We start from the raw sequence: 13,263 nt of genomic DNA, 5'->3' as shown, positions 1-13,263 counted from the left end.
CTCAGCGTGCCAGTCAGATTCATGAACTCTTGCCTCATCGCTGGCAGCCGCAAATTCAAGTTGTTTGATTTCCGGCAACTGCCACAGCTTTGGTACTGTGGTCAAGATGGGGTGGCTGCCCGCTTACAGTGAGGGTGCAGTGGACATTATTCGTTCAAAGTGCAACAGTGGCGGTGTAGATGGCAACGTAAAGGCTATGACCATGTTGTTGAGCTAAAAGGTCAATGACCTGTTCAAACTCAAATTCCGACCAATTGAAAGCGAAATTGCTGATGGATGCGCCAAGCGCTGGCACCCAGGCGCAAGGTGGTGACGGTTACTTGACGAGCAACGCGTTCACAGCGTTCAGATCATTTTCCTTGAGCGACCCATTCGCCTGGCGCAGTTTCAGGTTGCCCAGCAGCACGTCGTAACGCGCCTTGGCCAGCCGCGCTTTGGTGTCAAACAGGGTGGTTTGGGCGTTGAGCACGTCGATGTTGATGCGCACGCCCACTTGGTACCCCAACTTGGTGGCATCCAGGGCGCTCTGGCTGGAGGCTTCGGCGGCTTCAAGTGCTTTCACTTGGCCCAAGCCGGATTGCACGCCAAAAAAGGCGGCGCGGGTGCCTTGGGCCACATTGCGGGTGGCGGCATCCAGATCGGCGCGTGATTTTTCTTCCAGCGCCACGGTTTCCTTGATGCGGTTCTGGATCGCAAAACCGGCAAACAGCGGCAGGTTGAAGTTCAAACCCACCGTGGCGGCGTTGGTGCGGTAGTCCGCTGATGTGTTGGTAGAGCCGTTGTTCTGCGTGATGTTGTAGCTGCCGGTCAAGTCCAGCGTGGGTTTGTGGCCGGCCTGGGCCTTTTGCGTTTCAAGCTGGGCGACTTCCAGCGCCAGTCGCGCCTGCTGCACCACGGGGTGTATTTCTTCAGATTGGGTCACCCAGGGGGTGACGTCTTCAGGCACGACGGCGGGCAGGGCCACGGGCGCCAGCAGCGGGTTGGGTGCTGCGCCCATCCGCCCGGAGACTTGATCCAGCGCCAATTTTTTGACACGCAGGTCGTTTTCTGCCGCAATCTCCTGTGCCAGCACCAGATCAAACCGGGCTTGCGCTTCGCGGGTGTCGGTGATGGTGGAGGTGCCGACTTCAAAGTTGCGCTTGGCCGAGGCCAGTTGCTCGGACACGGCTGACTTCTGCGCCTTGACAAAGTCCAGGCTGTCCTGTGCGGCCAGCACGTCAAAGTAGGCCTGGCTGACGCGAACGATCAAATCCTGATCCGCCGCCAGCAGCTGCGCCTGGGCCAGCGCCGCCTGCTTTTTGCCTTGTTCGGCGGTGGCCACGTTGGCCGGGCGGTACAAGGGCTGGGAGGCGCTCAGGGTGGCGCTCTGGTTGCCGAAGCCGCCGCGGTCAAACTGGGCGGTGTTGCTGCTGACGTCGGTCCGGTTGGCACCCAGCCCCAGGCCGACTGTGGGCAGCAGCCCGGCCTTGGCCTGCTCACCCCTGGCCAGCGTCGCGTCATATTGTGACTTGGCCGACTGGTAGCTGGCGTCATAGACCTTGGCCGACTGGTACAAATCCACCAAACTTTGCGCCTGTGCGGGGAGGGTCATCGCTGCTGTGATGGCGAGCGTGAGGGGAAGCAGGCGCAGAGTGTTCATGGGGGTCCCGTGGGTAAAGCAAAAATCAGTAACGTGGCACCGTCGGGTCCACCTCGGCGGACCAGGCGTTGATGCCGCCCGCGATGTTGGCCACATGCTCGAAGCCACGCGCTTTCAGGAACGAGGCCACCTGCATGCTGCGGCCGCCGTGGTGACACAAGCAGGCCACGGGCTGGCTCGGGTTCAATTCGCTGAGCCGTGGCGGAATCACGCCCATCGGGATGGCAAGCAGCTCAAAGCCGTCGGCCTGGATGCTGGCCAACTGCAGCTCGGACGGCTCGCGCACGTCCAGCACGACCGGACTGCCGAATTCTCGGACTGAGGCCAGCCAGGCCGGGAGTTGCGCGGGGCGGACCTGGTCAATCATCTTCAGAACTTGAAGCTGGAAGGCTGCGGGAAGTTGACCAAGCGTGGGGCGTTGTCGTCCCATTTTTCGTCGGTTTTGAAGTTGCTCTCGCTGGTGCGGGTGATCACTTGTGCGTGCATGATCGGCTCGGTTCCCACGATCGCCACCAGACGGCCGCCCACCTTGAGCTGGCTCAGCAGCGCCTGTGGTACCTCACTCACCGAGCCACCGAGAAAAATCACATCAAAAGGGGCATCAGCGGCTGCGCCTCGAGCACCATCGGCACAGCGCACTTCGGCGTTGTGGATGTTGGCGCGCTGCAGGTTGGCGCGGGCCAGGTCGGCCAGTTCGGGGTTGATCTCCAGCGAAATCACACGCTGCGCCTGACTGGCCAGCATGGCGGTGGTGAACCCGCTGCCCGTGCCGATCTCCAGTACCTTGTCGGTGGGCTGGACGGCGGCGTCTTGCAGCAAACGGGCCTGGATGCGGGGCGGCAGCATCACCTGCTCAGCAGGCAGGGGCACGGCCATGTCGGCAAACGCCATGGCTTTGTAGGCGGCGGGCACAAAGTCTTCGCGTTTGACCACGTTCAACAGCTCCAGCACCGCAGCATCAGACACATCCCACGGGCGGATCTGTTGCTCGATCATGTTGAAGCGGGCTTGTTCGATGTTTAGCAGATTCATCTTTTACTCCGGGGGGTATGTTAAGGGTCTTCACCAATTTTAACTGGCATGGGTTGAAAGACCCGGGTCTGCGCCATGGCTTTACCGGGATTTACCTTGTCTTAACCCGTTTGGGATGGCAGGCTTGGCACGGTTTTGGGGCCCAGCACGCGCCGCAGCCAACTGGCCAGATCATCCATGTAACAGTACATCACCGGCACCACCACCAGCGTGAGCAGCGACGAGGTGATCACCCCGCCAATCACTGCCTGGCCCATCGGGGCGCGCATTTCCGAGCCCTCGGTCATGGCAAAGGCCAGCGGCACCATGCCGAAAATCATCGCCAGCGTGGTCATCAAAATCGGGCGCAGCCGCACCCGCGCGGCCAGTAGCAGGGCCTCGTGGCGCGACAGGCCGGGTTGCGGATGACCGTCGTCATCCAGCGTGGATTCGCGGGCGCGGATGGCAAAGTCCACCAGCAAAATGGCGTTTTTGGTGACCAGCCCCATCAGCATCACGACACCAATCACCGAGAACATCGACAGCGTGGAGTTGAACAACATCAGCGCCAGCACCACCCCAATCAGCGTCAGTGGCAGCGCGGTCATGAGTGCCAGCGGCTGGAAGAAGCTCTTAAACTGGCTGGCCAGGATCATGTAGATGAACACAATCGCCAGCACCAGCGCCGAGACGGCGTAGTTGAACGCCTCGCCCATGTCTTTGGTGGAGCCGCTGAACTTGTAGCTGTAGCCCGGTGGCAAAGCGATGCTGTCCATGGCGGACTTGATGTCAGCCGACACCTGGCCGGCAGCCCGGCCGGAGACGTTGCCGGAGATGGCCACCTCGCGGGTCAGGTCGCGTCGGTTGATCTGGTTCGAGCCGGTTGAGGCCACCACGCTGGCGACCTGGCCCAGGCGCACCACACGCGTGCTGCCGTCGGCGTTGGTTCCCAGCGTGAACGGCAGGTTGTCCAGGTCAGTCGGCTGGTTGCGGGCGTCGGGTGCCAGGCGCACATTCACGTCGTAGGTCTGGTCATCTGGCGCGCGCCAGTTGCCCACGGTTTGGCCGGCCACCAGTGTGCGCAGGGCGTTGCCGATCTGCGCCACGCTCAGGCCCAGGTCGGACGCGGCGTCGCGGTGCACCTGCACATCCAGCGTGGGTTTGTCGGGTTTGAGGGATGAGTCCAGGTCCACCAGGCCCGGCACGTTGCGGATCTTGTCCAGCGCGATGTCGGTCAGGCGGGCCAGCTCAGCCATGTCGGCGCCCTGGATCGAGAACGCAATCTGCTTCTGGCCGCCGATCGGGTCCAGCAGCCCCACGTGGGTGACGGTGATGCCGGGGACTTGGCGCAGGCGCTGGCGCAAGATCACCGACATCTCCTCCAGACTGCGGCTGCGCAGATCGCGGTCCACCAGCCGGATGTAGATGCTGGCGTAAATTTTGCCGACGGCGTTGCCCGTGTTGATGGTGGTCAGGGTGTAGTTGACCTCGGGAAAGGACCGGATGATGCCTTCCACCTGGCGCGCGCGCTCTTCAGTGACCTCCAACGACGAGCCCACCGGCGTGTTGAAGGTGACGCTGGTCTCGGAAAAGTCGGACTTGGGCACAAACTCGGTGCCCAGCAGCGGCACCATGACGATGCTGGTGGCAAACACCACCACGGCCAGCCCGAGCGTGCCCAGCTTGTGCACCAGCGCCCGGCGCAGGATGGCCTGGTACAGGTCGATCAGTGCGTCGGTGGCGTGGTCAAACAGGGCGGTGATGCGGCCGACGGTGCGGTCATAAAACGACACCGGACGGTGGCGCTGGCCATGCGGCTCGATGCTCGGGTCGTGCCAGATGCTTGACAGCATCGGGTCGAGTGTGAAGCTGACAAACATCGAAATCAGCACCGCCGCCACGATGGTCAGGCCAAACTCGTGGAAAAACTTGCCGATGATGCCGCCCATGAAACCAATCGGCAAAAACACCGCCACGATGGACAGTGTGGTGGCAAACACCGCCAGGCCAATCTCCTGGGTGCCATCCATCGCCGCCTGAAACGCCCCCTTGCCCATCTGCACATGGCGCACGATGTTTTCGCGCACCACGATGGCGTCGTCAATCAGCAGGCCCACACACAGGGAGAGCGCCATCATGGTGATCATGTTGATGGTGAAGCCAAACAGGTTCATGAAGAAAAACGTGCCGATCAAGGCAATCGGCAGTGTCAGCCCGGTGATGATGGTGGAGCGCCAGGAGTTCAGGAACAAAAACACGATCAGCACGGTGAGCCCGGCGCCTTCAATCAGCGTCTGCTTCACATTGGCCACCGAGACGCGGATTTGCCGCGAGTTGTCGGTGATCTGGGTCAGTTTCACGCCGGGTGGCAGCTGCGACTGCATGGTTTGCAAGGTGTTTTTGAGGCCGTCCACCACCGCGATGGTGTTCTCGTCTTGTGACTTTTGCACGTTCAGCAGCAGCGTGCGCTGGCCGTTGTACAGCGCCAGGCTCTCGATCTCCTGGGCGCCGTCCGACACGGTGGCCACCTGGTCCACCCGCACCGGTGCGCCGTTTTTGCGGGCAATGATGATGCGCCCGAAGTCCTCCGGCCGCTGCACCCGGGCCGCGATCTGGATGACGCGGTCCTGCTCGGCTGAGCGGATGGTGCCTGCCGGGTAGTCCTGGTTCTCGTTGCGCACTGCGGTCACCACCTGCTCGGGCGTGATGCCAAAGGCCTCCAGCGCAGCCGGGTTCAGGTAGATGTTGATCTCGCGTTTGCTGCCGCCCACCAGCGTGACCGAGCCGACGCCGCGCACGTTTTCCAGCCGCTTTTTGAACACCTGCTCGGCCCAGTTGGTCAACTCCACCGGGTTCATCGCCTGGCCGGGCACCGCGTCGTCAGGCATCACGGCCAACGACCAGACCGCCCGGCTGGCCGGATCGAAGCGCAGCACCCGCGGCTCTTTGACCTCGGTGCGCAGCTGCGGCCGGATCGACGCCACCTTTTCGCGCACGTCATCGGCGGCTTTGCGGCCATCCATGTGCAGGCCGAATTCGATGATCACCACCGACTGGCCTTCCATCGAGCGCGAGGTCAGGGCGTTGATACCGGCAATGGCGTTGACACCTTCCTCGATCTTTTTGGTGACTTCACTCTCCACAATCTCGGGCGAGGCACCGGGGTAGTCGGTGCTGATCACCACCACCGGAAAGTCGATGTTGGGAAACTGATCGACCTGCAGGCGCTGGATGGAAAACAGGCCCAGCACCACCAGCGCCAGCATCATCATGGTGGCAAAAACCGGGTTGGTCAGGCTGACTCGGGTAAACCACATTCAAACTGCCCCTTGCGCCGCCGCCGCCACCTTCACCCGCGTGCCTTCACGCAACACCCCGACCGTGCCAGCCAGCACGGTGGCCCCTGGCGCCAGCCCGGTGACGCCCACCAGCGTCTGGCCGTCGACTTCGCTGCGCGCACCCAGCGCCACCGTGACGTGTTGCACCACGTCGCCTTGCACCACCTGCACATAAGGCTTGGGTTTGTCGGTGCGCACGGCGCTCAGGGGAACGGCCAGCGTGGTCACGGTACCGGTGGCCAGCAGCCCTTCGGCAAACAAGCCATGGCGCAAGGCACTGCCCGGCGCGATCGCCAGATAAATCACCACCGCCCGGCTGCCAACCGAGGCGCTGGGGTTGATGCGCGCCACGCGCGCGGCCACCGGCTCGGCCAGACCCTGGATGCGCAGCTGGGCGGTTTGCCCCACCTTGACCTGCTGCGCGTCTCCCACGGTCAGCTCGGCCTGCATCTCCAGCCGGTTCAGGTTCACCACCTCCAGCACATGGGCATCAATGCCCAGCCGTTCGCCGCTCTGGGCCAGCCGCTGCGACACGAAGCCGTCTATCGGTGAGCGCAGCACCGCGTCGTTGACCGTCTTGGCCGACACATCGGCGGCTGACTGGGCTGCGGCGTAAGTGGCCAGCGCCGCGGCCAGATTGGCTTGCGACACGTTCAGCGCGGTGCTGGAGATGAAGCCCTGGGCCACCAGCGCCTGGTTGTTGTCGTGGGTGCGCTGGGCAATGTCCACCTGGGCCTTGGCCGCCTGGGCCTGCTGGCGTGCCTGGCGCAGCCGCGCATCCGGCTCGGTCGGGTCGATCTGGCCCAGCACCTGGCCCGCCCGCACCGGGTCACCTTCGCGCACCTTCAGGCCTTGCAACTCACCGGCGACTTTGGCCTTGATGGTGGCGGTGTCTACCGCCGACACCGTGCCTGAAATGGCCACATTCAACGGCAGCTCGCGCTGGGTGGCGGTCATCATGTCGCTGCTTACCAGGTCGATCGACACCTGCGTCTGCTGCGCCGTTTGCTGGGCTTCCAGCGCGGCCGCTTTGTCCTTGCGCGCCGACAGGGTGCGCACGGTGCCGCCCGCCAGGATGGCGATCACCAGGCCAATAGCCGTCCATTTGATCCAGGGTTTCATGCAGTGGGGTGCTCCGAATTTGAAAGAGGTGCCAGCGCCGGCGGGACACCGGCAGCGCTGAAGCCGCACAACAACAGGTCAAGTTGTGCGGCCAGGTATTTGTCAGGCTCGATGCGGGCGGGCGGGGCGCAGCAGGCGTCCAGCGAATGGGTCCACATGGCCAGAAACATCATCGGTGTCAGCACCATGTAGACGCCGTATTTCAGGTCCATCGGCCGGAATTCGCCGCGGCTGATGCCGTGCTGCAGGATGCGGGTGATGAGCGCGCTGCCGGGCTCAATCACCTCTTGCTGGTAAAACGCCCCCAGCTCGGGAAAGTTGCGCGCCTCGCTCATCATCAGCTTGGGGATGCCCGAGGCCTTGGTGGCGCCGATGTGTTGCCACCAGCTGTTCAGGCAGTAGCGCAGCATCTCGTGTGAACTGCCCTCAAAACGCTCGATTTCATCGCTCCAGAGCGCAAAGTGCCCGGAAATGTGCTCGCGCACCACGGCTTTGAACAGCTCTTCCTTGCTGGGAAAGTACAGGAACAAGGTGCCTTTGGACACCCCTGCGTGGCTGGCCACCTCTTCGACACGGGTGGCCGCATAGCCCTTTTCCACAAACAGATCCAGCGCGGCTGCCAGCAACTCACCGGGACGCGCATCTTTGCGGCGGACGCGTCGGGCGGAAGCAGCGTTGGTCAGGGTGGCATCTGCGGCAAAAGACAAGGGCATGAGTTAATGACTGATCGGTTAGCAATGTAACGTTTGGTTGACACCCTGTCAATGCGGACGGCTGTGCGCTGGGGCGCTCAGGCGGCGTTGGGCGCCAGCTCCACCACCACCGGCGCGTGGTCGCTGGGGCGCTCGTTCTTGCGCGGGGTTTTGTCGATGTGGCAGGCCTGCACGCGTGGCTTGAGCGCGTGGCTAACCAGAATGTGGTCAATGCGCAGCCCACGGTTGCGCCTAAACGCCATGTCGCGGTAGTCCCACCACGAGTAGCTTTTGGGCGGTTGGGCAAACAGGCGGTGCGTGTCGGTCAAACCCATCGCGATGAGGGCCTGCAGGTGGTAACGCTCCTCGTCGGTGCAGTGGATCTGGTCGCGCATACCTTCGGGGTCCCACACGTCGGCGTCGTCAAAGGTGATGTTGAAGTCGCCCATCAGCACCAGATTCGGGTAGGTTTGCAGCTCGGTGCGCAGCCAGGCGCGCAGGCCACTCAGCCACGCCATCTTGTACTCAAACTTGTCGCTGCCGGGCTCCTGGCCGTTGGGAAAGTAGGCGCCGATGACGCGCACGCTGGCCGGGTTGCTTGACCCACCTGCGGGCGCGGCGGGGTCCAGCGTAAAGCTGGCACTGATCACGCGTGCCATGTCGTCGTCAAAGCCCGGAATATTCTTCACCACCGCGCTGGCGGGTGTGCGCGACAGCAGCGCCACACCGTTGTAGGTTTTCTGGCCGAAGCATTGGCTGCTGTAACCCGCCTGGGCGAAGGCATCGTGCGGAAACTTGTCGTCGGTGAGTTTGAGCTCTTGCAGTGCCAGCACATCCACCGGGTTGGCAGCCAGCCAGTCCAGCACCTGGGGCAGGCGTACGGTGATCGAGTTGATGTTCCAGGTGGCGAGTTTCATGCTGAATCGGTGGGTTGGTGGGCGGGGCGACGTGTTGTCGGCACGGTCGTCCTGATTTTCAGGGGGGATGGCCAGGATGTCACACTGTCAACGGGGGCTGGCGCCGGTAGGTCACCAAGCTGAAGGTCATGCCGTTGGCAGCCGTTTGCGGCAGGCGTCTGGTTTCAAACCACTGCGGTCCCAGCGCTGGGGCCAAGGCGTCGCCGTCAAAGGCCTGGTCGATCTCGGTGACCACGGCCTCGGTGGCCAGGGGTTCGGCCAAGGCGTACAACTCGGCGCCGCCAATCACCCAGGCGGTGCTGTCGGGCGGGCACAGCTGGCAGGCTTGGTCAACGGAATGGGCGACCAATGCACCCGTGGCCTGCCAGTCGGGCTGGCGCGTGACCACCACGTTGAGCCTGCCCGGTAGCGGGCGGAATTTGGCCGGCAGCGAGTCCCAGGTTTTGCGCCCCATGATGACCGGGCAGCCCAGAGTGGTGCGTTTGAAGTGCGCCAGGTCTTCGGGCAAGTGCCAGGGCAGGGCGTTGTTGTGGCCGATCACACCGTTGCTGGCGCGGGCAAAGATGAGTTTGAGTTGCATCAGGTGGGGCTCCGTAGGGCGTGGGTGGGTTGGGCAGGTATTGTCAGCCTGCGCTGCTGCCTGATCAGGTCAGCCGGTTCAGCCGCTCGGTGACCAGCAGCAGGGCCAGCAGCACCAACACCAGCGCTGGCATCACCATCGGCAACCCGGCATACGCCGCCAGCAAACCACAGGCAGCAGGCACACCGGCGCTGCCCACATAAGACAAACCAACCTGACGGCCAATGACTTTGGCCGTCAGGTCCGCCGGGAAGCGGCTTGCGGTTTCATGCATCATCGAGGGGTAAATCGGCGCACAGCCCAGGCCCATCAGCACCAGACCCGCCAGCGACAGCGCGGCTGGCAGGCCGGGAATGGCAAACACCCCACCACCCGCCACCGCGGTCAGAATGCCCAGGCGGATTAAGCGCCGGTTGCCCAGCCGGTTGGCCACCAGCCCCACGCCAAAGCGCCCGGCGGTGATGGCGCCAAAAAACATCGCCACCCACCACCCGGCGGTGGCGGCGTTGGTGCCACGGCTGTTGACCAGAATGCTGGCCGCCCACAACCCCGTTCCCGCTTCCGCCGCCACGTAAAGCAAAAAGCCCAGCGGCGCCAGCCAGGTGGCGGTGATGGACACCGGCTTCAGCCGCGCCTGCTGCGCCGCGCTGTGAACTTCGGCCGGTGGCTTGGCGTTTTCGCGGCGCCATAACGACAGCGACAACAGCAGTACCACCGCCAACGCGAGCTGCAGGCTGGCAATCGTCTGGTAGCCGCTTTGCCAGCCTGGTGACGCCAGCGCGGCCCCCATGATGAACGGCCCCAGCGTGGCGCCAATGCCCCAGCAACCATGCAACCAGTTCATGTGGCGCGACGAATAATGCGCCGCCACAAAGTAGTTCAGCCCGGCGTCCACCGCGCCAGCGCCCAGCCCCAGCGGCACGCAGAGCAGCCACAACCAGCCAAAACCGGGCGAATAAGCAAACCCCAGCAGCGCCAGGCCGGTCAGGAAACCGCTGATCATCACCACCGGCCCGGTGCCTAGCTTGGCCAGCACCCGGCCACTGACCACCGTGCTCAGCCCGGAACTGAGGGTGAGTGTGATCGTCAACAACCCCACCGCAGCCAGCGGCTGGTTCAGGTCGCGCTGCATCGCCGTCCACGCCACCCCCAACACGCCGTCAGGCAAACCCAGGCTGATGAAAGCCAGGTAAATGATGGTCAGCAGGGCCAGGTGCGCGAGGGGCACCTTGTTCGTCAAAGGCACGATTTAAACGGCGACGGGCGCCTTGATGGCGGGGTGACAGCTGTAGCCCTGCACCTCAAAGTCTTCAAACTGGTAGTCAAAGATGCTGGCAGGCCGGCGTTTGATCAGCAGCGTGGGGTAGGCCAAAGGCTCGCGGCTCAGCTGCAAGTCAACCTGCGCCTGGTGGTTGCTGTAGATATGGCAGTCGCCGCCGGTCCAGATGAAGTCACCCACGTCCAGGTCACACTGCTGCGCCACCATGTGGGTCAGCAGCGCGTAGCTGGCAATGTTGAAGGGCACACCCAGAAAGATGTCCGCACTGCGCTGGTACAACTGGCAACTGAGTTTGCCGCGCCCGCCCGGTGTGGTGGGTGGTGCCACATAAAACTGGAAGAACGCGTGGCACGGCATCAGCGCCATCTGGTCCAGTTCGGCCACGTTCCAGGCGCTCACGATGATGCGGCGGCTGTCGGGGTTGGTTTTGAGCGTGTCGATCACCTGCTGGATCTGGTCGATGTGGCCGCCATCAGGCGTGGGCCAGCTGCGCCACTGCACGCCATAGACCGGGCCGAGGTCGCCGTCCGGGCGGGCCCATTCGTCCCAGATGGTGCAGCCACGTTCCTGCAGCCATTTGACGTTGCTGTCGCCGCGCAGGAACCACAGCAGCTCCACAATGATGGCGCGCAGAAACACCTTTTTGGTGGTGACCAGCGGAAAACCCTCGTTCAAATCAAAGCGCATCTGGTAACCAAACACACTCTTGGTGCCGGTGCCCGTGCGGTCAGGTTTGAACACGCCGTGGGTGTTGACGTGGCGCAGGAAGGTTTCGTATTGGGAGTGGATGGGGGCAGAGGTCATAGGGTCGCGATTTTCCTACAAACCCCGCGACCTCAAATAGTGATCACCCGCCCTGGGTTCATCAGATTGTGCGGGTCCAGCGCACGCTTGATGGCGCGCATCAGCCCCAGCGCCACGGGGGATTTGTAATGGGTCAGATGGTCGACCTTGAGGCTGCCCACGCCATGTTCGGCCGAGATCGAGCCGCCAAATTGAACCACCGAGTCAAACACCAGCCGGTTCACTGCGGGTTCAAAGTCGCGTAAGAAGGCTGCCGGGTCGCTGCCCACCGGCGCCTGCACGTTGTAATGCAGGTTGCCGTCGCCCAAATGACCAAAGTTCACCAGTCGCACGCCGGGGATGGCCTGCGCCAGTGCGGCATCCGTGGCCTGCACAAACGCGGGGATGCTGGAGACCGGCAGCGAGATGTCGTGTTTGATGTTCAGGCCTTCTTGTGACTGCGCCAGCGAGATGCTCTCGCGGATATGCCACAACGTTTTGGCCTGCGCCAGGCTCTCGGCGATCACCGCATTGGTAACGCAGCCGTCCGCCATCGCGGCCTCCAACAAGCCCTCAAATTGGTTGCGCGCGTGGGCTTCGGACGCGTGGTCCGAGTTTTCCAGCAGCACACAAAACGGCCCCTCGGTCCACAGCGGCACGCGCAAGTGGCTGAAATGTTTGTCCACGAGGCTCAAGGCAAACTGGCCCATCACCTCAAACCCGGTCAGCCCGGCGCCCAAATGGAGGTGCGCCAGGCCCAGCAAGGTCACGGCGGCTTGCATCGACGGCACCACGGCCCAGGCGGTCAACTGCGCGGCGGGCAACGGGTACAGCTTCATGGTGGCGGCGGTGATGACGCCCAGCGTGCCCTCCGACCCGATGAACAGGTGCCGCAGGTCGTAGCCGGTGTTGTCCTTGCGCAGGCCACTCAAACCGTTCCAGACCTCACCTTGCGCGGTGACCACTTCCAGGCCCAGGCACAACTCACGCGCGTTGCCAAAACGCAGCACCTGGGTGCCGCCGGCGTTGCTGCCCAAGTTGCCACCCAGTGTGCAAGAACCTTCGGCCGCCAGGCTCAGCGGGAACAAAAAACCTTCGGCCTGCGCACGCGCTTGCACCGTTTGCAGGATGCAACCGGCTTCTGCGGTGATCGTCAAATTGGCCGCATCCACCGCGCGCACCGTGTTCAGACGCTGCAGACTCAGCACAATTTGCTGGCCCGAATCATCCGGCGTGGCGCCCACCACCAGCGAGGTGTTGCCGCCTTGCGGCACCAGGCTCAAGCCACACGCGGGGTGCTGGGCTTGATACGCGGCGCAGGCTTTGACGACGCTGGCAACTTCTGCGGTGTTGCCGGGGCGCACCACCGCCAGACAGCGACCGCGCGCACGTCGGCGCCAGTCTTGCTCCCAGGCGCTCAAATCACCGTCGGTGAGCACATGGGCGTCACCGACCAGTGCTTTCAAGTCACGGAAGAGGCTTTGCATCGGGCGCGGACGCCACGGCGGCGTTTTTTAGGTCACGAAAGCGCCAGCGGATGTGCATCGCGCTGGCAGCAAACAGCAGCAGGCACAGCGCAATCTCCACCATGGCCAGGTAGTTGCTGGGCGGGCGGTCACTGTAGGCGCGCACCACACCTTCGGTGAAATACAGCCACACCATCAGCGTGACCCAGCGGTGGGTGTACATGCGGTTTTTCAGCAGGCCAAACAGCGGGAAACACAGCGGCAGCACCTTCAGCGCCAGCAGCGAGCCACCCGGGCGCACGGGGGCCAGCACCAGTTCCCAGGCCAGGCCCAGGATGATCAGGCCCAGCAGGCTGCCCACCGCCAGATAACGGGTCAGCGCGACGGACGGGGACGGACGGTTTGGAGGAAGCGGGTTGGGTGTTTGCATCGGGAT

Annotated in this window: 12 protein-coding genes; all 12 read right to left on the bottom strand. The window is 63.5% G+C overall.

What is annotated here, in order from left to right; all coding sequences use genetic code 11:
- Positions 1-316 precede the first annotated feature (316 nt).
- Complete coding sequence (locus LHU53_RS16870) at positions 317-1,639, bottom strand: TolC family outer membrane protein (RefSeq protein WP_227333960.1); 1,323 nt, start codon at positions 1,637-1,639, stop codon at positions 317-319.
- A gap of 25 nt (positions 1,640-1,664) precedes the next feature.
- The gene (locus tag LHU53_RS16865) at positions 1,665-2,006 is read right to left on the bottom strand and encodes a rhodanese-like domain-containing protein (RefSeq protein ID WP_227333959.1); all 342 of its coding nucleotides are present in this window, start codon (positions 2,004-2,006) and stop codon (positions 1,665-1,667) included.
- A 2-nt stretch (positions 2,007-2,008) separates the two neighbouring features.
- Positions 2,009-2,671 (bottom strand): protein-L-isoaspartate O-methyltransferase, encoded by a 663-nt coding sequence (locus tag LHU53_RS16860; RefSeq protein ID WP_227333958.1) that lies wholly within the window; start codon positions 2,669-2,671, stop codon positions 2,009-2,011.
- Positions 2,672-2,772: 101 nt separating this feature from the next.
- Positions 2,773-5,967 (bottom strand): efflux RND transporter permease subunit, encoded by a 3,195-nt coding sequence (locus LHU53_RS16855; RefSeq protein ID WP_227333957.1) that lies wholly within the window; start codon positions 5,965-5,967, stop codon positions 2,773-2,775.
- Positions 5,968-7,110, bottom strand: coding sequence for an efflux RND transporter periplasmic adaptor subunit (locus LHU53_RS16850; RefSeq protein ID WP_227333956.1), 1,143 nt, complete (start codon positions 7,108-7,110; stop codon positions 5,968-5,970).
- On the bottom strand, positions 7,107-7,823 hold the full coding sequence (locus LHU53_RS16845) for a TetR/AcrR family transcriptional regulator (protein WP_227333955.1): 717 nt from the start codon (positions 7,821-7,823) through the stop codon (positions 7,107-7,109). The genes LHU53_RS16850 and LHU53_RS16845 overlap by 4 nt, the downstream gene beginning before the upstream one ends.
- A 77-nt stretch (positions 7,824-7,900) precedes the next feature.
- Positions 7,901-8,719 carry an exodeoxyribonuclease III gene (xth, locus tag LHU53_RS16840; RefSeq protein WP_227333954.1) on the bottom strand — a complete coding sequence of 273 codons (819 nt, stop codon included), beginning with the start codon at positions 8,717-8,719 and terminating at the stop codon, positions 7,901-7,903.
- 79 nt (positions 8,720-8,798) lie between these two features.
- Entirely contained in the window at positions 8,799-9,299 is a 501-nt protein-coding gene (locus LHU53_RS16835) for a dihydrofolate reductase (protein WP_227333953.1), read from the bottom strand.
- A gap of 64 nt (positions 9,300-9,363) precedes the next feature.
- Positions 9,364-10,545: an MFS transporter gene (locus tag LHU53_RS16830; RefSeq protein ID WP_227333952.1), complete on the bottom strand. Its 1,182-nt coding sequence runs from the start codon at positions 10,543-10,545 to the stop codon at positions 9,364-9,366.
- A 3-nt stretch (positions 10,546-10,548) separates the two neighbouring features.
- The gene (locus tag LHU53_RS16825; RefSeq protein WP_227333951.1) at positions 10,549-11,382 is read right to left on the bottom strand and encodes a thymidylate synthase; all 834 of its coding nucleotides are present in this window, start codon (positions 11,380-11,382) and stop codon (positions 10,549-10,551) included.
- Positions 11,383-11,414: 32 nt separating this feature from the next.
- Positions 11,415-12,848 carry an FAD-binding oxidoreductase gene (locus LHU53_RS16820; RefSeq protein ID WP_227333950.1) on the bottom strand — a complete coding sequence of 478 codons (1,434 nt, stop codon included), beginning with the start codon at positions 12,846-12,848 and terminating at the stop codon, positions 11,415-11,417.
- A complete protein-coding gene (locus LHU53_RS16815) occupies positions 12,829-13,257 on the bottom strand; it encodes a DUF2069 domain-containing protein (protein ID WP_227333949.1) in 429 nt (142 codons plus the stop codon). Before LHU53_RS16815 ends, LHU53_RS16820 begins: the two co-directional genes overlap by 20 nt.
- Between the last annotated feature and the right edge of the window lie 6 nt (positions 13,258-13,263).

This window comes from Rhodoferax sp. U2-2l, from assembly GCF_020594515.1.
Classification (GTDB): domain Bacteria; phylum Pseudomonadota; class Gammaproteobacteria; order Burkholderiales; family Burkholderiaceae_C; genus Rhodoferax.
This window is presented reverse-complemented; position numbering and strand designations above follow the sequence as displayed.